Source organism: Prevotella sp. 885, assembly GCF_002265625.1.
GTDB lineage: Bacteria > Bacteroidota > Bacteroidia > Bacteroidales > Bacteroidaceae > Prevotella.
In genome coordinates this window covers 39667-64626 of the sequence record NZ_NOVE01000013.1, presented here as the reverse complement: position 1 = coordinate 64626, position 24960 = coordinate 39667, and the positions used below count along the sequence as shown (strand labels likewise).

The following is a 24960-nucleotide window of genomic DNA, read 5'->3' as shown; positions in this document are numbered from 1 at the left end:
CATTATTATAACTTAAAGATCAATTTCATGAGGCATTTATTAACTTTTAGTAAGACGATGGCGGCATGGCTGGCCCTGCTGCTGATAGGTCTTTTCGTGTTGCCGTCGAAGGTGGCGGCGCAGATCAGTTTTCGTGATGATTTTGATTATCCTGAAGGCAATCTTCATGGCCAGGGAGGATGGGTGCATTATGGCTCACAGACTGTCGACCCCATTCAGGTGGTGGGCACCCCGCTCACTTATCCCGGCTATTATGAGAAGGCGGACGGCAAGAGCGTGCGCCTCGGTGCCACAAAGAGCGCTGAGGACCTGCACGTGCGATTCACCGACAACGATGAGGGCATAAAGGAAGGAAACGTATATTTCTCAGCCCTTATCAATGTGGAGGCGTGTCCGAAGGGCAATGTCTATTCTTTGGCGCTTGAGCCGCGAACCAAGAAGTCGGTCATCGCAGAAGGCATATCCCCCACAGAGTTGGGTCGCGTGTTCTTCGCTCCCGCAGACAATGCTGACGAGGTGAAGATTGGCGTGGAGCGTGGCGCTTCCAGCCCAGTGTTTGCCGCCGAGCCGCTGAAGCTCGGTCAGACTTACCTCGTGGTGATGCGTTATGAGATAAACGCTGTGGACAAAGGTATGGACAACGTATATCTTTATGTCAATCCTGCCAGCCTCAAGACCGAGCCTGAGACACCGAGCGCTGTCATCGACGGCGTGAACCATACCGGTAGCGGCGTTAAGAACTACGGCTTGCAGGGACTGGAACTGCGTCAGGGCACCAACGCCTCCACGACGGCACCCGTGATGAACGTGGCTTCCGTACGTGTGAGCGACTCTTACGCGGGTCTTTTCGGCAGTCAGGGCGAAGACACCAAGCCCGTGCTGAAGGTATCGAAGAAGACCATGGTATTGGGCTCGGTATATACTGGTGACGAATATAGCGAGGACATCATCGTTACGGGAGAGAACCTTAAGGGCGACATCACCGTAGAGTCGTCGTCTCCTGCCGTGACCGTCACGCCTGACGTGCTCTCCAAGGACGACGTGATGAGCGGCGACGGAGCCAAGCTCAACGTGCATGTGGTATATACTGAAGGTGAGCAGAACGCCACGCTGACGCTCAAGGGCGAGGGCGTGGACGACATCGTGATAAACCTCTCGTGGGAGGCATACTCGCCTAACAACATTTCCACCATCAAGCAGCTCTATAGCGAGAACGAGGAAGACGGCCTCACTTACCGCTATTCGGGTGAGGCTACGGTTACGTACGTGGACAAGGGTGCAAGCCATCCCACATATTACTTGCAGGACGAAACGGGAGGCATCTTCTTGGTAGACGAGTTTGACGTGCTGCCTGCCGACCTTAATGTAGAGGCTGGCGACCGCATAACCGGCTTCATCTTCGGCTTGCAGAAGTCGTTCGGCACACTCAGCGCCGTGGCTTTCAACAGCAACCTTGGCAAGGTATTGTCGAAAGGCAACACCGTGGAGCCTGTGGAGGCAACATTGGCTGAGATGAAGGCTGCGCCTGAGAACTACATACAGAAGGTGGTGAAGGTGACGGGCGTCAAGTTTAAGGACGTGACAGAGGACGCTGTCTTTGCTGAAGGCATGAAGCAGCCCGTCGTAACTGACGGCAATGATGAGGCAAAGGTGCGCATCTTCAAGAACACAACGCTCATCGGCAAGACCATTCCTACGGACGACGTGGAACTGACTGGCATCCTTACCTCCGCTTCCGCCACACAGCTTATCATCGCTCCGCGTGGCGCAGAGGACATGACCGTAATGGAGCCGCAGGGACCAGCCTCGTTTGAGGTGACGCCGACAACCGTTGAGATGGTGGCTGGCTTCGTGGGCAAGACCGTAGAGGCTGCCAAGATACACGTATCTGCCAAGAATATGCCTGCTCCCATCATGCTGGAGCTGACCGGTGCGGGAAGCAATCAGTTCGGACTTTCCGTTGAGAGCATCGCAAAGGGAACAAGCGAGACCGACATCATCGTGAGCTACACTCCCACAACCGTGGCAAAGCATAAGGCTTATCTCTCCATCGACTGCCCGTCTCTGCCCGAACTCTCGAAGAGCATCGTCATAAACGCTTACGCCATTGACGAACAGAATCCGCCTACAGCTACATTCAATCCCACTGCATTGGAACAGTTCACAGCCAAGGTGGACGAGACACAGGAGCAGACTCTTGAGATAACCACATCCGGTCTGCCCGACTTCGGTAAGATTGCGCTTCAGAGTCCCGGTGCGTTCCGCGTGAACAACACCATGCTGATGAAGGCTTCGAAGAATGTCGTGAAGGTGACATTCGCTCCGACTGCAGCCGGAACATACACCAACGCTCTCATCATCTCAGCTCTCGGCATGGAAGACATCGTGCTGCCCATCGAGGGTGTGGCAACGGAAGGCTCGCAGACCGATCCTGAAACGGAGGGCGACGAGTTTGTGCTCAGCACAGCTTCTCCCGTGACGCTTCTCAACGAGACATTCGACAACGTATCAGAACGCAACACTCCGCTGCACATCGCAGCTTGGACCAACAGCGCCTTGACAGGCAAGCGTGCTTGGTGGGGCTATACGTTCCCCGAGGAGGACGAGTCAGCAGGTGAGTATGTGGCTAAGGCCACAGCTTACGACTCGAAGGTGGCAGACGGCGACGAGACTCCGATGCAGACAATGCTCGTAACACCGGCTCTCGACTTCAAGAACGCCACATCCAAGATGTTCACCTTCCGTGTTCGCGGCGACTATCTGCAGGACAACCAGACGGACAAGATGGAGCTGTGCTATATAGACATGGAGGACGGCAAACCTTACGTTCAGCCCATCGAAATGAATATGCCTTGCACGAAGGACGAGAGCGGCGAGTGGTATGAGTATCATCTCGACCTCCGCGATTACGATCTTCCTGACGTGATGTTCATGGGCTTCCGCTTCACAGGAACACGTGGCAAGCTCAACTCTGCCACATATTACATCGACGACGTGACCTACGGTCGCACCGACATCCCCGTCATCCGCACCAGCACATCGCTGCTTGCTTACAACGCAGTGGTGGACAAGGACGCTGTTTCTGACGAAATTAGCGTGACGACAGAGAACCTTGCCGAGCCGGTGAAGCTGAAGCTTGGCGGTCCGAACAGATCGAAGTTCAAGCTCTCTACTACAGAGCTCGGCACAGACGGCGGCTCATTCACCGTCTCGTTCCATTCTTCTGACGAAGGCGTCCACGAGGCTTACGTCCGCCTCACATCGCGTGGTGCCGCCGACAAGTACGTGGCTCTCGCCGTACACAACACCGTGGCAACCGGCATTGACGCTATCCCGTCAGCCCCCGCCCGCATCGTAGTCTGCGACATCGCCGGTCATGTAGTGGCTGACAAGGCAGAAGCCACCCCAGCCGAAGCCGTCAGCGGACTCGCCCCCGGCGTATACGTAATAAAGATGATAACAGCCGACAGCATCAGCACATATAAGGTGCAGATCAAGTAAGGCTGGGCTTTTATGAGGGTGTGCATAGAAACATAGTATGCACACCCTCATTTTCATTGTGTTTCTGCATATTTATGCTTTATTTCATCTTTCTTCTATATTAATAATATTTCGTCATCATTTTACCATTGTCTGTTCGCTTACGAAATATTGTCTTTTGTTGAAATAAACCAACAAAAACGTATTAATATTTGGCTAATTTGGGTAAATAATTTAAATTTGCAAGCGTAAACAGAATAATTGTTACATTTCGAAAGACATATATAGGGCTTGTTATGCCCTTTTACTACGATACTTATTATGTATATTGTAGCCTGTAAGGTGTAGGCTAATGCAAAGAAAAGAATAGAGAAATAAGGATAAAAGCATATTTATACATACGACGCGTGTATGTTTATGCGTTTATTTATAGTTGCAATTAATAATGTATGTAGTTGCAGCTAAATAATAGAGAGTTAGGAAAATTAGATGTTTTATTATTAAAAAGATTGTTTTAGATGAACAAAAGACTATCGACAATTCTTGCAAGCCAGCTGCTTGTGGCAGGCGTAGCCTTTGCCCAGTCGCAGTTTACCGGAAAGGTGGTATCGCAGGACGACGGCGAGCCAGTGATTGGCGCCACTGTCCGCGTGGCTGGAACCAGTGTCGGCACAGTGACTGATGCCGACGGCAACTTCTCGCTTTCCGTACCTGCGGGACAGAAAGAGCTAAAGGTATCGTACATCGGAATGGACGACAAGACGGTGCGCATTCAGGGCAACAATATGGTTATTAAGCTTACGTCCAACGAACATAGCCTCGACGAAGTTGTCGTGACGGGTTATGGCGTTACACGTAAGGCTGCTTTCACGGGTGCCGCATCGGTTATAAGCAAGAATCTTGTCGACAAGCGCAACGACGCCAACCCCATAAAGTCGCTTGAAGGCACCGTCCCCGGCTTGCAGCTCAGCACCGGATCGGGTCAGCCGGGCGCTCCTCAGACCATCTTTATTCGTGGACGAAACTCCATCAACTCCGGCACACAGCCTCTTTACGTCATCGACGGCATTCCGTTTAATGCCGACCCGGTGGGCGCACGTATGAGTGAGGGTGTGGAGCTGTCGCCGCTTGCCAATCTTAATTCTGCCGACATCGAGAGCATCACCGTGCTGAAGGACGCCACCGCTACGTCTATCTATGGTTCGCGTGCTGCCAACGGCGTCATCGTCATCACCACAAAGCATGGTCAGAAGGGCAAGACGAAGGTGAATTTCACAGCCAAGCTCGGTTGGGAATCGTTGCCTTCATATACCAACAACTATAAGCTCTGCAATGCGGAGCAGAACATCGAGCTTGCCACCGAGGCGCTGCTCAACTCGTATAAGGAGAACGGAGCCAGCTCCACCTTCGGCTATTACAACGAGGCTTACGGCTTGGGACTGAGCTATGACCAGCAGGGAGCCGAGGATTTCTATGACTGGTACACCGGCGGATGGGTTAGCAAGTATCGCTCCACGGGCAAGTCCACCGACTGGATGAAGGAGATTACGCGCAAGGGTCTCATCCAGGAGTATGGCTTCGACATCAATTCCGGTGCCAAGGACGCTTCCGCACCAACCTTCTATCTCTCGTACAACTATCTCTCCAACGAGAGTTTTATGAAGGGTAGGGACCTGAAGCGCCACACCCTACGTTTCAATCTCGACCAGCAGCCCACACGCTTGGTGAAGTATGGCATCAATACCAACTTCAGCTATTCGGAGACCAACAACGGAACGGGCGGCGGCTACTACAACGATCCGCTCACACAGGTGTATATGATGAATCCGCTTACAGGCGTCTATACCGACAACGGCGACTGGAACGAGGACACAACGACGGGATATAACCCCGTGGCTCTGCGCTCTAAGGACGGCGACAAGAACAAAGCCACACAGTATCAGGCTGTCATTTCGCCTTACGTTCAGCTCAATCTCACACCTGAGCTGACATGGATGACGAAGGGCGGACTCGACCTCTATCACGTAAAGGAATTCGGTTTCTGGTCGTTCCTCAATCCGCAGGGAGCCAGCATGAACGGTAGGGGCGAGCAGTTCACCAACACACGCACGCTCCTTACCATCACCAACACGCTCAACTACATCAAGTCGTTCGGCGACCACCACCTCAACGTGCTCGTCGGACAGGAGGGTCAGAAGACCAGCGTGGCGTCGTCACAGCTTGGCGCAAGCAACTTCCCCGTGGAGAATCTCTTCGAGGTGAGCCTTGCTTCCACACCGTCGGCAGCCACAACAGCCAAGTATAACCTCGTGCTCGGTTCGTTCTTCTCCAACCTCCAGTACGATTATGACAACAAGTACTACGTCTCTGCCTCATGGCGTACAGACGGTTCGTCACGCTTCGGCAAGAACAACCGTTGGGCTACGTTCTGGTCAGTGGGTGGCAAGTATCGCGTTTCGTCGGAGAAATTCATGGAGCCTACAAAGTCATGGCTTACTGACCTCACACTCCGTGCCAGCTATGGTACCACGGGCAATCAGGATGTGGGCGACCATACCGATGCCGACTACTACTCATGGATTGTTGCCCGTGACATCTACGGCTACGGATATAACTACGCCGGCCAGCCGGGTTCGCGTCACGAGCAGTTCGGTTCTGCCGACCTGAAGTGGGAGAAGACGGGTAAGTTCAATGTTGGCTTTGACGCTACGCTCTTCAATCGCGTGTTCCTCACCTTCGACTACTATAGCCACAAGACCACAGACATGGTGTTCGCCGTGCCCGTGAGCTATCTGACCGGTCTGTCTGAATACTACAAGAACATCGGTTCGCTCTCCAACAAGGGCGTAGAGTTCTCCGTAGGCGTAAACATCTTGCAGAACAAAGACTGGTACTGGAACCTCACACTCACAGGTTCGCACAACAAGAACAAGGTGCTGAAGCTGTCTACCGACGATCCCATCGAAGGCTCCATCTCTATCACGGAGGCAGGACGTCCGCTCTATCAGTGGAAGATGAAGGAGTATGCAGGAGTGGATCCGCAGACCGGCGAGGCTCTCTGGTATCTTAACGAGACAGGCGACGAGACCACAACCAACTACAACAAGGCTGCCAAGCGTTACCTCGGCGACGCCAACCCGTCGTTCTTCGGTTCGATTCAGAACACGCTGAAGTGGAAGGGACTCGACTTCTCGTTCCAGTTCAACTACTCTCTTGGTGGCAAAATCTTCGGCGACAACCTGCGCTATGACGAGCAGATAGGTTCGTCGTTCTACGAGAACTACACGCAGTACGTGTATGAAAACCGCTGGCAGAAGCCCGGCGACATCACCGATGTGCCCCGCCTCTCCACCGATGACAGCTATGCCAACAAGGCTTCTTCACGCTTCCTCATGAGCCGAAGCTACCTGAAGCTCCGCTCACTCTCGCTCGGCTATTCGCTGCCGAAGGAATGGTTGCGCACAGTATGTCTTGACAACGCCCGCTTCTTCGTCAACGCCGAGAACCTCTACACATGGACGGCAAGCGACTATCGTGGCTTCGATCCCTCAGGCGTGGGTGCCAACGGCGTCCAGTGGTGGAACTATCCGCTTGCACGTTCCGTAGTGTTCGGCGTACAGTTGGGATTCTGATGTTTTGATGAAAGAGTTGAATGTATAAATTAACAGATCATTATGAAGAAAATACTATATAAGTTATCAATCGTTCTCTCTCTTGCGTTGGCGGTGTCGAGCTGTGATTTCGACACGGAGTTGCAGCAGAATGTCGACACTGCCGATGCATTCAATAAGGTGCAGGACGTGACTAATGGCACAACAGGTGCTTATCAGACCCTTGCCTATTATCCGTTCCTCGGCAATTATGCCATTGCCTTCGGCGACTTCGCCGGCGGACTTGCCAACGGCAGTGCGTCCTCAGGACATTTCTATTCCGTTTCTTACTGGTCGGTGTCTGACACCGACGAAGAGATGGAGGGCATCTGGCTGTACGGATTTAAAGTGGTGGATGCAGCTGTGCGCACCATCAACGGTGCCGACGCCCTGCTTGCTGCCAATCCGGATATGAGCGACGACGACAAGGCCACCATATATTATAATGTGTCGCAGTGTTACGCCCTGCGTGCCTTGGCTTACTTTACGATGACGCAGTATTTCTGCTATCCCTACAGCAAGGGCGCTGACCAGAAGGGTCTGCCCATCGTGAAGGACCAGCCGGTGGAGGCTTTCCAGAATGCCACACGTGCTTCGCTCGGCGACACTTACAGCTTCATGCTTGACGATATCAAAAAGGCGCTTGAGTATAACGAGGAGGCTGGCAGCCCTTCGCTGCAGTACTTCTTCCTCAACAAGGCAGCCATCTATGCGCTCAAGGCTCGCGTCTGCCTCTACATGGGCAACTATGCTGACGCTGAGGCTGCAGCAAAGAAAGCCATCGAGCTTAAGGGCAAGGGCAACGCCACATACACCGACCTCACACCCAACAACGAGACTTACCTGACAATGTGGGCATCGCTCAATCCTTCGGACGAGGACATCTTCACTCTCTCGAAGACCACGGACGACAACCTCTCCGCCAACGCCCTCAACACGCTGTGGGGATCGTATTACGGCAAGGTGTCTACCTACGGTCAGAGCTTCTTCTCTGACACCGACGTGCGCACTCAGCTCATCGGCGAAGTGAACGGCAATTCGCCCGCATCAATGAAGTGGCAGGGCATCGAGTCGTCGCAGGCCACGAGCAACATCCCCATCTTCCGCAAGTCGGAGATGGCGCTCATCATCGCTGAGTGTGAGGCCCGCAACGGCAACATCTCTGAAGCGCAGAAGTATGTAGGCTATACTGCCAAGCGCGACTCGCAGTATGCCGCTGAGGACGGTTCGTGCGACCTCTCGAAGCTTCCGACGGACAAGGACGCTCTCCTTGAGTTTATCTGGAAGGAGAACACTCGCGAGTTCCTCGGCGAGGGCCACTTCTACAGCGAGGCTCGCCGTCTGGACAAGACCGTCACCGTGATGGCAGGTACCTGCACCACCTTCCGTCCCGCCAACTTCGTGTTCCCCATTCCGGCTGCCGAGATTAACGCCGGCTTCATGAAGGACCAGAACACAGGATGGGAAGACGGATTGCCGGAGAGGGATTAATTGAATGCAAATATCGTACAAACGGTAAAAACATGTTACAAAATAAAAATCGCTTTTAGAGATTTCTGAAGCGGTTTTTATGGTGTTTTGCAACGTTTTTGCCCCCATAATATACAAGAAACGCCTCTTTTCCACTCCAATAGTGCCACTATTGGTATGTAAAAGTGGCGCTTTTGTATTGCAATAGTGCCACTATTGGTGTGTAAAAGTGGCACTATTGCAACCCAAAGATGCTTGTTTGGCTTCGTTATCCCTTGCACACTTTTCGTCCTGACCGCATAATCGGCTATATATCAGCACACTATCGCTGCACGCTCAAAACTCGCGAATTTCGCACCAAGGATTTCTTTGTGCGCTGAACGAGGAGTATTGAGCATTAGAAATGCAAATATTGTGTCGGACGGCGTGCCGTCCGAATAGGCAGGGCTTTAACAAAAACCTTTCTCCACAATCCGCTTATGGGCGCAAATCCTATCGGATTTAAATAAAAGGCTTTACATTAGGTTTTACGAGAACCAGTTCTCGACAACCTAACGTAAAGCCTTTTATTTGTGCACAGCACGCACCCATAATCGGAAAAAACAAAGAAAAACACAAGGTTATATAAAACAACATTATAATACAATATGACGTGTAATTCTTTAGTTTTGACACAACTTCTACTGTGTAACCTTGTGTTTTTTATGTTTTTCCTTTTGTTGGCACAGTGATGCTTCGGCATCACTCATGGTATAGTTTGGAGGATGGGTGTCGAGAGCAATGCTCTCGTAAATCCCATTCGCCAAACTATATCATGAACCCGAAGGGTGTGACAACAAAAGGCATGTGGAGAAAGGTTTTTGTCAAAGCCCTGCCTAAAATACTTCTTTTCACCGAAAAATGCCCTTTTTTGAACGATAATAGTCCGTTGTGTTGTCGTTTTATGCTGTAACTTTGCATTTGAAATTAAAAACCTATAACCTTATTAAAAAGAATGCAGAGCAAATTACTCAGATTTTTATTCCTTGCCGTGACTCTGTTCTCGGCAGTAGTAACGTCCGGCGCACGCAACAAGTATCTGTTCGTGTATTTCACCGGCAACGATCCTCATCAGGAGCAGATATCGTATGCAGTCAGCGATGACGGATTCAATTATACTCCGCTGAACGGCGGCAAGCCGGTGGTGTCGTCTGACAGCATCGCTCGTACGGGATGCGTCCGCGACCCACACATCCTCCGCACGAAGGACGGAGAGTATCTCATGGTGGTGACTGACATGCGGTCTTCACTGGGATGGGCAAGCAATCGTGGCATCGTGCTCCTAAAGTCGCGCGACCTCATACATTGGCAGCACCATACCGTACACTTCCCTGAGAAGTATGCAGGTAAGAACTTTGCCAACGTCACACGTGTCTGGGCGCCGCAGACCATTTACGACGAGAAGGCTGGCAAGTATATGGTCTACTTCTCGCTCCTCACCAACGATGGCACCATTCCTTACGACCGCGTATATTGGGTTTATGCCAATGCAGACTTCTCTGACCTCGAAGGCGAACCGCAGGTGCTCTTCGACTTCCATGCTCCTGCCATTGACACAGACATCGTGCAGGACTGTAACGGCGAGTATCATCTCTTCTTCAAGACTGAGCAGGAGGGTGCTCACAAGGGCATCCGCCAGTATGTCTTCCGCGACCTTCACGACACGGCTTCATGGACGCTGCTCGACGGTTTCTGCGAGCAGACGAAGGATAATGTGGAGGGTGCCGGTGTGTTCCCGCTCATCGGTGGCGGCTGGTGCCTGATGTATGACTGCTATATGTCAGGACATTATCAGTTTACGCGTAGCGAAGATCTCCGCACTTTCCGCTGGGTGGCAGACACAAAGACCACCGGAGCCTTCACGCCCCGTCACGGCACCGTCATTCAGATAACGCCGAAGGAGCTGAAAAGGCTGAAGAAAGCGTTTAGGTAAATTGCAGTTTATTTAGTTGAGAGTTGAGAATGGAGAGTTGAGAGTTATGATATGTATGATAGTTAATCATATTGATTATAATATACTTAATAAGGTAATCATAACTCTCAAATTTCAAATCTCAACTCTCAACTTCGTTAGATAAATTCCTGTTTATCGGTGATATTACAAATGAGTTTGCCTTTTCTGCTTGTAAATTCCTCGTTAGGCGTGAATAGTTCTTCTTTTAATTCTTAGTTGGCGATTTTTTTCTTAATTTTGTTGTCGTTAAGCCTAAAAACGTAAGATGATATACAGAAAACGCCTTCTTTTATTACTGCTATGTATTGTCTTGTTCGTACATTCGGCTGTAGCCCAAATGCGTACAAGCAATTTTGATATCAAGCAGGGATTGCCCGACAACACCATCAACTGTATTGCTCAGGACAATCGTGGATTCGTATGGACAGGTACCACAAATGGACTTGCCCAGTTTGACGGATTGTTCTTCACGTTGTTTCGCTACAGCAATACCAACACCACCACCACCACAATATCCAACAATAACGTGCACAGCCTGCTGTCCACTGACACGGGACTGTACGTTGCCGCTGACTTCGGTGTCGACTTCTACAGTTATTCCGACATCCGCTTCCGTCGCTGCCGGATAATAGGACTGCGAAAGACTTGTCATTCCTTTATTTCTTTGACTAAGACCAAGAGCAGCGTGTTCGTTGTGGACGATGACGGACATATCTATCGTTCTGCCATAGGTGAAGCCCGCTTCCATGGCGTAGCCACCGGTGCGCCGGTTCAGGCCATTGCCTCTGACGGCGACTGTCTGTTTGCCGTGATGCGAGGAAGTGTGGCGGTGCTTTCGGCTGACGGCAGCCGTGTGCTGTCGCGCGTGAGTCTGAAGCCAAGTCCGTCAAACATGTACAATGCCAGCTACTGCCGCAACACACGCCGGCTGTATGTGGGCAGGGGAGTGGACGAGCCGGGGCAGGCCTTCGACGTGATGGGCGGAAAGCTGAGCGTGGCGGCAGAGCCGGTGCCGGCAAGCCTTAAGATGGCGTGCGACTATGAAGGCGGTGTGGCGTTTGCTACGGACGGACATGGCGTGATATTGCGCCGTAACGGAATGGACCGTCTTATCACGGAGGAAAACGCGCGGATTTGCGGCGATGCCATCTATTCGCTGCTGCCCGACCGTAACGGCAATCTGTGGATAGGTTCTTACCGCAAGGGCCTTACCCTCTACAGTGACCACCGCGACATCTTCGCTTCGCTTTCTGAGCAGGCTGGCACGCTGCCGTATAACATCGTGGCGGCTGTGGCAGCGCAGGGCGACAATATATATATAGGTATGGACGGCGGCGGCATGGGAGTCTATTCGCTCAGCGGACGCAGCCTCTCCACCTACACTTCGCATAACAGCCAGCTTTGGGGCGACAACATCGTCTCTATGACAGCCGACCGGCACACGGTGTGGATGGCTGTATATAACCACGGCCTCTCGGCCTTCGACATCGCCACACATCAGATCACCAATTATCCCATCCCGCTTGTCAGCAACCGTGGCGACGTGGTATGGACCATCGTGGACGACGGCAACGGCAATATTTGGGTGGGCGGCCGCGACCTCTTCGTCTTCAACAAGCAGACACACAAGTTTCGTGTTGTGCGCGAGTTTGTCGGTTCGCTCTGCCAGTCGCTTTGTCGTAGCGGCAACTACATCTGGTTAGGCAACGACAACGGTGTCTACAAGATAGACAGCCGCACGCTTCGCACCGTGAAGCACTACAATATGTCCACGCCCGGCATGAGTCTGCCCAACGACAGGGTGCGCTATGTGTATGCCGACAGCAAGGGTAGGGTATGGGTGTCGTTCCGTTATGAGGCGCCGTGCTGCATAGACGAGCCGCAGGGCAAGGTGCTCACCGGACTAACAGAACACGGACTTGGCAGCATCATCGTCACGGGTATTGTGGAGTCGCGCCACGGCTATATGGTCTTTTCTTCCAACAACGGACTCTACATATATTATCCCGAGAACAAGGCGTTCATGCGCCGCGACCTCGACAATTCCATACCGATGGCATACAATTATGGTGCCTGCTATTATGACGGACGACGTTATTATTTCGGTTCCGTAGAAGGACTGGTCTTTGCTGACGACGTGCCGCTGCATCACAAGTCGCTCTATAAGGACGTCAGTCTCGGAAGGCTGGACGTGGCAGAGGGCCGCTCCGTTAATCTTGGCAGCAACAGCGAGGGAGAGGTGACGCTCGGCTGCCACGAAAACTATTTCACCATACATTATTCGGTGCCCGAATATGGCGCCCCCCGCTCGCTCCACTTCTCGTATTACCTTAAGGGAATGGAGGAAACGTGGAATGAGATGACCGACCGACGCGAGGTCAGCTACACCAACGTGCCTCCCGGCACTTATGAGTTTCTCGTGCGCTGCACCGACCTTACGGGTCGCTGGACCAGTGCCTCCGTGCTTCGCATTACGGTTCTCCCGCCGTGGTATCTCACGTGGTGGGCGAAGACGCTGTGGCTGTTGATGGTCATCGGCGTAGTGTATGCCAGCTTCCGCCTCTACCTCAGAATGCTGAAGATGCGCCACCGCATGGAGCTGGCTGAGGTGGAGAAGGAGAGCCAGCGCAAGCTGGACGATGCCAAGATGACGTTCTTCGCCAGCATCACGCACGAACTGCGCACCCCCGTCTTTCTCATTGCCGCCCAGCTGGAGGAGTTTATTGACCGCAAGCAGTCTGTAGTGAGCGTCCCGTCGGCTTACCTTATGGCCATGCACCGCAGCGCCATGAAGATAAACAAGCTCATCAGTCAGGCCATAGACTTCCGCAAGGCTGACAAGGGCAAGCTGGTGGTGAAGCGTCAGGAGATAGACGTGGTGGATTTTGTAGGCAACCTTGCCGGCGACTACGACGACCTGCTCGACCAGAAGCACATCGCCTTCCGCACCGTCCTGCCCAAGCAGCCCGTCCTGCTGAAGATGGACGGAGAGAAGATAGAGATGTGTCTGAACAATCTCATATCCAATGCGTATAAGTATACCAACAAGGGCGGACACGTGGTGCTTACCGTCACCGACTGTCCCGACCGCGTGGTGTTCTCCGTAAAGGACGACGGCATCGGCATCGTGCCCGAGGCACGCACCGAGATATTTGAGAGCTTCTTCCGCACGAGCCGTGGTCAGGCGAAGAGCAAGGGCGACGGCATCGGACTTTCCTTCGTCCAGACTCTTGTGGAGCTGCACGGCGGCGAGATGCATCTTGAGAGCGAAGTGAACGAGGGTTCCGACTTCTCGTTCTACATTCCGAAGACTGCGGCTGACAAGGATGTGGCAGCGGCTGTGAAAGATGTGCCCGCTGTGGAGGCAGTAATAGAAGAGCCCGCTGTGGAGGCTGACGCTGACAAGACAGAGGCATTGACAACGGGCACTCTGGAACCCACGCAGACTGTGCTTGCAGACGAAGAAGAGCCGGAAGCAGTGCCTGGTACGGCTCCCCTGAAGGAGAACCCTACAGCCACTCACTCCATACTCCTGATTGACGACGAGCGTGAGACGGTGGCGCTGCTCGAGCGCAACCTCGTCAGCGACTTCCGCGTGCTGAAGGCATACGACGGCGAAGAGGGTCTGCGCATGGCTGCCGCCTCATTGCCGGACATCATCGTGTGTGACATGATGATGCCGCAGCTCGACGGCTTGGGATTCCTGCGTGCCCTGCGCGAGGACAAGAAGCTGAAGCACATAAAGGTGATAATCTTCACCGGCCAGACCTCCGAAGAGGAACGCATCGCCGCTTACGACGCAGGAGCCGACGCCTTCCTCACGAAGCCTGTATCGCTGAAGTTACTGCGTGTCCGCATTGACCGCCTCATAGCCGAGGGCGACGCCGCCTCGCTGACCGCCGATCTCGCAAGCAGCAAGCGCACGTACACGAAGGAAGAGCAGAAGTTCCTGCTGCGTTGTCGCGAGATAATAGACGACAACATCGGCAATCCTGACTTCAATGTGGACTTCCTGGCGGAGAAACTCGCCATGAGTCATTCCACGCTCTACAAGAAACTGAAGCAGATGACCGGCATGTCCCTCATCGAATTTGTCAACGACTATAAGATCTACAAGGCTGTGCAGGCTTTCAAGGAGGGTCAGACCAACGTGGTGAGAGTGGCGGAGATGTGTGGCTTCGGCGACATCAAGAACTTCCGACAGCTCTTCAAGCGCAAGATGAATATGACCCCGAAGCAGTATGTGCAGAGCTTGTGAGGCAGATGAGAGTTGAAAGTTGAGAGTTGAGAATTGAAAGTTATGATATGTCAACTCTCAATCCTCAACTCTCAACTATTTAATTTTAAGGGTGGTTTTCGTTTTTATACTTTTTTTTACGATTTACGAGAAATCCCCCTTTTTTGAACTAAAAACACCCCATTCTTGTTATCCCTTTATTGTAATTTTGCGGCAGAAACAAAGCAGCGAAGACTGCGAACCTACTTGTTAAGGCTCTATGACAGACAGAGCGAAATGACAAAGCCTAAATAAAGAATTTTACAATAATTAAAAACTTAAAACCCAGCATTTATGACATTTAAGCCAAATTCTCTTCGCACAGTCATGCTTATGGCTGTAGCTCCCGTGATTGGTTTAGCATTCCAGTCGTGCGGCGATGACACTGACGACTATCCCACCGTGGACGGTAAGGCGCCGACATTGTCTCTTAAGACCAATCATCTTCAGGTTGAACCTGGACGTACTTTTAACATTGAAGGAACGTTGAAGGATGCCGACGGTCTGAAGTCTGTCCGACTGAAGAGCGAGGGTATGCTCCTGGACAAGACCATCAATCTTCTTGAGATCTATTCAGACTCACTCCTTCACGACTACAATCTCTCTTACGCATACACACCTGCGTCTGACTGGACCGACGACACCAGCTTCCCGTTGGAAGTGACCGTCGAGGACGTCGGAGGACGAACCACCACACAGACCATTCAGGTGTCGGGTGACGGCGACTTCACAGATCCTATCTTCACAGCGGCTCCTTCGCCTGAGCTGACCGTTCTGGTGCAGAATCCCAAGCTCTCGCTCAATGCCACAGTTACTGACAATAAGAAGTTGCAGAGCATCGTGGTGGACATCCCCGGACTCCACATCAACGACTCCGTACTTATCAGCGGCACCGAATACCAGCTTAAGAAGGTGTATGATATGCCCACAACCGAGACTTCTTATATGATGACCGTCAGAGTGTATGACGCGCTTGGCAACAAGACAGAGACCAACAGCGTCATCAACGTAAGCGAGCTGCCCGACTTCAAGAAGATGTATCTTGCAGATGTCGAGACTGCTGCCGAGCTTACCAGCGACCTTTACGGTGTGCCGATGCTTATCGACCACGTAGGCGAGTATAAGTATAAGGCGCTCTACTATAATAAGAAGGCTGGCACCGGCGTACGCTTCGTTCCGCAGCCCACCGACTTTGAGCCTATCTGCTTCGGCGTGGACGAGAGCACCGGTCTGCTTACGAGCAGCCCGAGCGAGGCTAAGCCTATCGTTCTCGACAAGGTAGGCTACTACGAGATTACGTTCAACACCGTTACCGGCGACTACGACGTTCAGGAATACACACCAGCTACAGCCAAGCTCGTAGTGGACGGATCGCAGACTAAGGACTATAACGACGGAGCTGGTGCACAGCCGTTCATGATTTGTCTTGCAGGTTCGGGTCTGCCTGACACTCCGTCATGGACAACCAATCAGAACGACAATGCCTTTATCCTCAATCAGGACAAGAAGAATCCCTACCGCCTCTATCGTGAGATGAAGCTCAGAGCAGGCGACAAGGTCAGCTTCACGATTAGCGCCACACACTGGTGGGGCTGGTGGCCGGAGCCTTACTGGCGCTTTGACGGTTCGGAAGGCAACGAGAAGAACGTGCTCAACGGCGGCGAAAACATGAAGGAAGTGGAGGTGAAGACCTCTGGCACATACCTCATGGAGTTCGACTACAGCCTGCTGCGCTCTCGTATTACACTCGTGAAATAAATACCCTATTATTATAATCCTAAACTCAACAATAAGATGAACAAAAGATATATGGTAGCTGCCATGGCCTCTTCTCTTGTGCTTGCAGCCAATGCACAGACAGTGAAGGTGACAGGTCAGGTGGTGGACGATAAGAACGAACCCGTTATCGGTGCGTATGTTAAGGTGAAAGGCTCGGAGAAAGGTGCCGTTACCGACATCGACGGCAACTATACCATCGACGCAGACAAGAACGCCACACTCGTAGTAACCTACGTTGGTATGGCTAAGCAGGAGGTGAAGGTTGCCAACCGCACACTGGTTAACGTAGTGATGAAGGACAATGCCAACGACCTCAATGAGGTGGTGGTCATCGGTTACGGTCAGGTGAAGAAGAGCGACCTCACCAGCTCCATCTCAGCCATCAAGGGTGACAAGCTGGACAAGCTCTCTACGGGTAACGTAATGACAGCCCTTCAGGGTCAGGTCAACGGTGTGCAGGTGAGCACAGCCGGCGGTCCGGGTGCTTCTCCGCGTGTCATCATCCGCGGTGTCACCACCGTTAACGGATCAGATCCGCTCTACGTTGTTGACGGAATGCCCGTAGGCAACAACATCAACTTCCTCAATCAGAACGACATCGAGAGCATGCAGGTGCTCAAGGACGCTTCTGCATCAGCCATCTACGGTACGCGAGCTTCCAACGGCGTGGTGCTCATCACCACTAAGAAGGGCAAGAAGGGCGAGGCTAAGTTCAACGCTTCTGCCACCGTCGGTCTTCAGACTCTTGCCAAGCAGAAGATGGCAGACTCGAAGGAATACAAGAAAGTGTTTGACGCACGCTACGTTAACGACGGCAATGTTTCGCCGTTCAAGGGCACGGACGAGGTTTATACAGACTGGTGGAAGGAGTGCTTTAACGACGTGGCTGTACAGCAGAACTACGACCTCTCGTTTTCAGGCGGTACGGACAAGCTGATCTATTCGGGTAGCATCGGCTACTACAAGCAGGACTCTCAGTACAAGGTGGGACAGTGGCAGAAGCTCTCTGCACGCTTCTCCACAGAGTATAACTTCAATAAGATTGTAAAGGCAGGTATCGACTTCACTCCGCGTTACGAGCAGTGGGACGACACGCCCGACCTTATCGGTGGCATCATATCTATGGACCCCACCACTCCGGTGATGCTTGACAAGAGCGAGTGGACCAGCAATCCCTATAACAATTATGCCCGTTCGCACAACAACGAGGAGCATAACCCGGTGGCTAAGATGTATCGTATGGACTCGGGCGCAAGCGAATACGGCTTGCTCGCCACACCGTTCATCAGCCTTACTCCGATTAAGGGACTGACCGTTCGTTCACAGTTCGGCATGAACGCCCGCTTCCGCCGTACAGATACGTACAACGTGGACTTCTTCATCGACAACCTTGAGAAGAACGACAACAACAACGCCAAGCGTAAGATGGAGAACTGGGTGGACTGGAACTGGACCAACACCGTCAACTATATGAACACCTTCGCAAAGAAGCACAACGTCAACCTCATGGGCGGTTACACCATGGAGCGCTTCCAGGACTACTGGGCAGAGGCTTACTCGGAGAACATCCCCAACAACGACCCGTCGCTGCGCTATCCGAGCTCAGGAACAAAGAATCCGGCTGCCACTGGTACTGACACCTTCACATCGCTCATCTCTTACCTCGGTCGTGTGATGTATAACTACGATGAGAAGTATTACCTCACTGCTACGGTCCGTGTGGACGGTTCGTCAAAGTTCTCGAAGGACAACAAGTGGGCTACATTCCCCTCTGTTTCTGCTGCATGGCGTCTTACCGGTGAGGAGTTTATGAAGAACCAGAAGGTCTTCGACGACATCAAGATACGTGCAGGTTGGGGTAAGGTTGGTAACCAGAACATTGACAATTCGGCTTATCTCAGCTCCATCGGTACAACGGACTACGTATTCGGACAGACACCTATCCGCGACATCGGTTCTACTGTCTCAGGCATCGGCAACTCCAGCCTTAAGTGGGAGACCGTGGAGGACTGGAACGTAGGTCTCGACATTGCTCTGCTTCAGAGCCGCTTGAAGGTCACAGCCGACTACTTCCACAAGACCTCTCACGACATGCTCATGAAGAAGGACAACCTCCTCGTGCTCGGTTATCCGATGTGGAACGGACAGATGTGGGAGAACGTAGGTGAGATGAAGGCCACCGGATGGGAACTCGGCATTAACTGGAACGACCACGTCTCAGACTTCACTTACGGCATCGGCGTAAACCTCTCGCAGGTGCGAAACAAGGCCGTCAAGCTTAACGGCGACTACATCTGGACCGGCGGTTTCTCTGGCGACTGGATTGTACGCAACGCTGCTGGCGAATCGCTCAGCCAGTTCTACGGTTATCAGACTGACGGAATATTCCAGAACGAGACAGAGGTGAAGTCGTACACCGACGAGCACGGCACGGCTCTTCAGCCCAATGCACAGCCCGGCGACCTCCGCTTTGTCGACCGCAACCACGACGGTGTGATCGACTCGAACGACAAGACCAACATCGGCAATCCGTTCCCTGACCTCATGATGGGCGTAAACCTCAATGCCGCTTACAAGGGCTTCGACTTCGTGGCCAACTTCTACGGCACATTCGGCAACGACATCTACAACCTCAACAGAGGTCGTTATGCAGGTACAGGCGGTCAGAATGTATATGCCGGCACATACGACAAGACATGGCGTGCGGACAACAAGGGAGCAGAATTCCCCCGTCTTTCTGCCAACGACTCTAACATGAACTACAAGCGCGTAAGCGACTTCTTCGTAGAGGACGGTTCTTACTTCCGCTGCAAGCTCCTCCAGATTGGCTACACACTGCCTAAGGAGTGGTTCAGTAACAAGCTCAACCTCCGTCTGTCGTTCTCGGCACAGAATCTCTTCACCGTCACTGGCTACTCAGGAGCCGACCCGGAGACAGCCTCAATGGGTAAGAGCGTGACAGAGGCAGGTATCGACTACAGCGGCTATCCTAACCCGCGCACCTTCCTCTTCGGTGTTAACATGAGCTTCTAAGACTATTATATATATAATGTGTAATAACAATAAAACAAGCATATAGATTATGAAAAAATATATCATTGGTTTGACATTGATGTCGGCTCTCTCAATGGGCTTGACCTCATGCTCGGATTTCCTTGACGAACCAATCCGTGGTCAGCAGGACATGACCAACTATTTCACCACCGAAGAGGAGTGTGCCAAGCAGATAACCGGCTGCTACAACTTCCTCGACGGTCGCGACTGGTGGCAGATCTACAAGTTCTATAACCTCTGCAACATCACCACCGACGACTGCTGGATGGGCAACACCACACAGGATCCGGGCGAATATCGCGTGGCTTGTATGTTCACTGGCAACACCATCGATCTTGGCAATGCCTGCCAGAACTTCTGGCAGTATCGCTATAAGGGCATCACACAGTGTAACATCGCCATCGAAAAGATTCCGCAGATTAAGTTTAATGACGAGAAGGTGCAGAAGCGTCTTGTCGCTGAGGCCAAGTTCCTTCGCGGTTTCTATTATCTCGACCTTGTTAAGAACTTCGGCGGTGTGCCCATCATGCTGTCGCTGAAGATGCCTTCAGAGGTGCAGGGCGTAGAGCGTGCGTCTAAGGAGGATACATACGCACAGATTGTGAAGGACTTTAAGGAGGCAGCTGTCGACCTTCCTTCACGTTCGGAGCAGGATCCTAAGGACGTAGGTCATGCCACACGTGGCGCTGCCTTGGGCTTCCTTGCCAAGGCTTACCTCTACTCGGGCAACTACGAGGAGGCAGAGAAGGTGCTTCAGGAGCTCTGCTGCCGCGGCTCTTTCGCTGGTCAGACACCGGAGTATAAGCTCATGGACGACTTCAGCAAGGTATGGAACATCGACTATAACAACAACGACGAGAGCCTCTTCGAGATTCAGACACTCGACGACACACAGTACGGTCTTGGCGAGCGCTACTCTGTAGTGGTAGGTTCGCGTGACGATTCAGGTTGGGCATGGGGACAGCCCACCAGCGACCTTGAGAACGCATTCAAGGCACAGGGCGATGAGATTCGTCTTAAGTACACCATCCTCCACGACGGTCAGACCGACGTGCCGGGCGACCCGACATGGAACGAGGACAATCCTTACGTCGTTTCGGCAAGCAAGCACAAGTCAGGACGTTGCAATATGAAGCTCTTCATCCCCGTGGGCAAGCGTCCGAGTCCGTACGACGCCGCTCACAACCCGCTCAACATCCGCTTGCTCCGCTATGCAGAGGTGCTGCTGATGTATGCTGAGGTGGAGAACCAGCTTGGCCATGACAGCGAGGCACAGTGGGCATTGAATGAGGTTCGCGGTCGTGTTCACCTCTCTGCCGTGACAACCACTGGTAAGGAGCTTCGCGATGCCATCCGTGCAGAGCGCCGTCTGGAGCTTGCCCTTGAGGGCACACGCCTCGACGACCTCCGTCGCTGGAAGATGGACGACGGCAAGACAATGATGGAGCACGTCTTCGGTCCTAACGGCTCGTTCGTTAAGTACAACATGGAGACTTCCACAGACCCGTACGAGACAACCAACCAGATAGAGAACAGCAACGAGGGCATCAACTTCCAGGCTCCTCGCGACCTGCTCTTCGCCATCCCTAACTCAGAAATAACAATGTCTAACGGATCAATCAAGCAGAATCCGGGATATAATTAATTGACAGATATATTTGAGAGTTGAGGGTTGAGGGTTGAGAGTTCTGATATGTAATTGTTACTGATAATATAGTACATACGGTAATTATAACTCTCAACTCTCAACTTTCAACTCTCAACTTAAACAACTCTCAACTTAAAATAAATTATTACTATGAACAAATGTCTTCTTCTCTCCATCACCTCTTTATTGGCATTCTCAGCCAGCACCTCAGCCCAGTCAACCTATAAAGTGACGCTCACCCCCAACACCACATATCAGACCATTCAGGACTTCGGCGCGAGCGACTGCTGGACAGCCGACTTCGTAGGCAAGTGCTACAGCGATGCGGAGAAGGAAAAGTCGGCACGCTGGCTTTTCAGCCGCGAGTTCGACAGCAACGGCAATCCCGAAGGCATCGGACTGTCCGTATGGCGCATTAATCTTGGTGCAGGATCAGCAGAGCAGGGCGATGGCAGCGGAATAGACGACATCACACGCCGAGGCTATTGCTACCTCGACGCAAAAGGAACATACGATTGGACCAAATCCGCCGGTCAGCAATATTTCATGCAGCAGGCAAAGAAGTATGGCGTAGACCATTACCTGCTTTTCTGCAATTCTGCCCCAGTGCAATTCACAAAGAACGGCAAGGCTTGCGCCAATGCCGGAGAAAAAGGTTGCAATCTCAATGACAACCATTATGGCGACTTCGCCTCTTTCCTTACGACTACAACAAAGCACTTCATCGACGAAGGCTACAACATAACACTTATCTCACCCGTAAACGAACCGCAGTATGACTGGACCAACGGTCAGGAAGGTTCGCCCTGGACCAACGAGTGCATCAGCCGTCTGGCGCGTGAGATTGACGCTTCCATAACGAAGCAGGGCATCGCCTCAAAGATTATTCTGCCCGAGGCGTGCCAGTGGAAGGCTCTCTATAAGGACGGCACGGAGAAGCGTGCCAACAATCAGATAGAGGCTTTCTTCAATCCTGCCAATACCGACACCTACATCGGCGACCTGAAGCATCTTCAGCGTGCGGTGGCAGGACACAGCTACTGGACCTTCTCCACCAACGAGGACCTGCAGGACATCCGCAAGGCGGTGGCTGAGAAGGCGGCACATTACGATGTGGACGTTTATCAGACCGAATGGAGTATGCTCGACAAGGAGCCGTCCACCTCGGCAGGATTCCCCGCAAGTTATGACGATGCCTCATACATGGATATCGCCTTGTATATGGGTAAGCTCATACATTGCGACCTTACCTTCGGCAATATGGCTTCGTGGAGCTATTGGACTACGTTCGCACAGGAGAAGTGGGGACAGAAAAACCGCTTTTATCTGCTCCGTCTCAACACTAAGGGCGACACAGGCAACGAGAGCTACGGCGACATCGCCACAGGCGGAACCGTCACGGACAACGCCAACCTCTGGGTGCTTGGCAATTACAGCCGCTTCATCCGTCCGGGATATCGCCGCATCAGCCACACCACCAATCAGTCTGAGAGCCTTAACAAGCTCATGGGTTCGGCATACGTATCGCCGGACGGCAAGCGCATCGTAGCTGTATACGTCAATATGGGTTCTGCCACGGGCGTTACGCTCAATGTGGACGGTCAGTCTGCCGCCAAGCAGATAAACCTCTATCGCACCTCCGAAACAGAAAACCTCAAGCACATAGCCGAGACCTATACGCTCGGACAGCGCATCATGATTCCGAAGAAGAGCGTCAGCACCTTCGTTATCGACTTTGACTCTCCCGTCACAGCCATCAATGGCGTACGCACGGATAATGACGCTGCCACACAGGACACCAACGTCTACTCTCTCGACGGCAAGATGGTGAAGGCGCAGGCTACGTCGCTCGCCGGACTTCCAAGCGGAGTATACGTATGGAAGGGCAGCAAGATTGCTGTGAAATAAAATAAAACAACTCGAATCAGGATATGGCAAACAGAATTTTCAAGGCTCTTTCCCTTGCCGTGATGCTCTCCGCATCCGCAGGAATATCAGCCCAAACACGTTATACGGTGCTTCCGTCATCGCCCGAACAGCACATCCAGCACTTCGGTGCGAGCGACGCTTGGAGCATGCAGTTCATCGGTCTATGGCCCGAACAGCAGCAGCGTCAGGTGGCAGACTGGCTCTTCTCCTCCGAAAACGACGAGCAGGGCAAGCCGAAAGGCATCGGTCTGTCTATATGGCGATTTAATCTTGGTGCGGGTAGTGTGGAGCAAGGCGACAAGGCTGAGATAAATTCCGCCACCCGAACCGAATGTTTCCTCCGTGCTGACGGCACCTACGACTGGACCAAGCAGGAAGGTCAGCGACGCTTCCTCAAGCTTGCAAAGGAACGTGGCGTACCTTACATGTTGGCTTTCTGCAATTCGGCTCCCGTCTATTTCACGAAGAACGGGCTTGCCACCAACACCGGTCGCGGCGGCACCATAAACCTGAAGGATGACTGTTACGACGATTTCGCACGCTTCATGGCTACGTCCGTAAAGGGCATTGAGGAGCACGACGGCGTACATATCGACTATATCAGTCCGTGCAACGAACCGGACGGTCACTGGAACTGGCTCGGTCCGAAGCAGGAAGGATCGCCTGCCACCAACCGCGAATTGGCGCATGTGGCTCGCGAACTGGGCAAGGCGCTGTCGAAGCAGAAGCTCAATACGGAGATTCTCGTCAACGAATCGAGCGACTATCGCTGCATGCTCGGCACACACGTGGCTGACTGGCAGCGTGGCAATGAGATAAAGGCGCTCTTCTCGAAGGACAGCACGCAGACTTACGTGGGCAACGTGAAGCACATGATGCCGCTCATCGGCGGACACAGCTACTGGACCAACACTCCCATCGACTATATGCGTGAGTGCCGTATGCAGGTGCGTGAGGCTTGCAAGAAGCAGAACATCAAGTTCTGGCAGACCGAAATCTGCATCATGGGCAACGACGAGGAGATTGGCGGAGGTGGCGGTTACGACTTCTCAATGAAGACCGCACTCTACGTGGCACGTGTCATCCACCACGACCTCTGCTACGCCAATGCCGAGAGCTGGAGCTGGTGGCGTGCCGCAGGTGGCGACTATCGCGACGGACTGCTGCGCATCTACAGCAACGACGGATGGAAGACTGGTTATGCTGTCGACTCGAAGCTGCTCTGGACGCTCGGCAATTACAGCCGCTTCGTGCGTCCCGGCGCACAGCGTTTCGACATCCGCACCGTCTCTGAGGACGGCAAGGAGATAACCGAGGGATTCAACGATCCGAAGGGAGTGATGTGCTCCGCTTACCGCAACAGCGACGGCAAGTGGGCTATTGTGGCAATCAACTATTCGGAAGACGTAAAGCCTGTCAGCTTCAACGTGGAAGGTGTCGGCGCAAAGACATGGCGTATGTATCGTACGAGCGACGTCTCGGCAGAGAGTCTGGCTCCGATAGGCACAACGGACGGAACCACCTCTTTGGCTCCGCGCAGTGTTACCACGCTGGTGGAGGAGTAAGACAAGTTGAGTGTTTAGATTTGAAAGTTTAGAGTTATGATATGCATTATTGCAGATTATTCTGCATCTAAATAAAATTAGTACATAGAAAGAATGAAACCGACATCCAAGATATT

Annotated in this window: 10 protein-coding genes; all 10 read left to right on the top strand. The window is 52.6% G+C overall.

The annotated features are described in order from the left end of the window. Positions 1-27 precede the first annotated feature (27 nt). The 10 genes from CHL74_RS06025 to CHL74_RS05980 all read left to right on the top strand — a co-directional run bounded on the left by CHL74_RS06025 (position 28) and on the right by CHL74_RS05980 (position 24844). On the top strand, positions 28-3501 hold the full coding sequence (locus tag CHL74_RS06025; protein WP_141241249.1) for a T9SS type A sorting domain-containing protein: 3474 nt from the start codon (positions 28-30) through the stop codon (positions 3499-3501). 497 nt (positions 3502-3998) lie between these two features. Continuing rightward, a complete protein-coding gene (locus tag CHL74_RS06020) occupies positions 3999-7112 on the top strand; it encodes a SusC/RagA family TonB-linked outer membrane protein (RefSeq protein ID WP_094880265.1) in 3114 nt (1037 codons plus the stop codon). A 42-nt stretch (positions 7113-7154) separates the two neighbouring features. Continuing rightward, complete coding sequence (locus CHL74_RS06015) at positions 7155-8621, top strand: RagB/SusD family nutrient uptake outer membrane protein (RefSeq protein WP_094880264.1); 1467 nt, start codon at positions 7155-7157, stop codon at positions 8619-8621. A 973-nt stretch (positions 8622-9594) separates the two neighbouring features. Further along, a complete protein-coding gene (locus CHL74_RS06010) occupies positions 9595-10572 on the top strand; it encodes a glycoside hydrolase family 43 protein (RefSeq protein WP_094880263.1) in 978 nt (325 codons plus the stop codon). A gap of 358 nt (positions 10573-10930) precedes the next feature. Next, positions 10931-14851 (top strand): hybrid sensor histidine kinase/response regulator transcription factor, encoded by a 3921-nt coding sequence (locus CHL74_RS06005; protein ID WP_176452180.1) that lies wholly within the window; start codon positions 10931-10933, stop codon positions 14849-14851. Positions 14852-15163: 312 nt separating this feature from the next. Continuing rightward, positions 15164-16627 (top strand): DUF4625 domain-containing protein, encoded by a 1464-nt coding sequence (locus CHL74_RS06000; RefSeq protein WP_254923234.1) that lies wholly within the window; start codon positions 15164-15166, stop codon positions 16625-16627. A 36-nt stretch (positions 16628-16663) separates the two neighbouring features. Further along, on the top strand, positions 16664-19681 hold the full coding sequence (locus CHL74_RS05995) for a SusC/RagA family TonB-linked outer membrane protein (protein WP_094880261.1): 3018 nt from the start codon (positions 16664-16666) through the stop codon (positions 19679-19681). A 49-nt stretch (positions 19682-19730) separates the two neighbouring features. Continuing rightward, on the top strand, positions 19731-21347 hold the full coding sequence (locus CHL74_RS05990) for a RagB/SusD family nutrient uptake outer membrane protein (protein WP_094880260.1): 1617 nt from the start codon (positions 19731-19733) through the stop codon (positions 21345-21347). A gap of 153 nt (positions 21348-21500) precedes the next feature. Beyond that, positions 21501-23258: a glycoside hydrolase gene (locus CHL74_RS05985; RefSeq protein WP_094880259.1), complete on the top strand. Its 1758-nt coding sequence runs from the start codon at positions 21501-21503 to the stop codon at positions 23256-23258. Between the two features lie 23 nt (positions 23259-23281). Next, entirely contained in the window at positions 23282-24844 is a 1563-nt protein-coding gene (locus CHL74_RS05980; protein ID WP_094880258.1) for a glycoside hydrolase, read from the top strand. Positions 24845-24960: the final 116 nt, after the last annotated feature.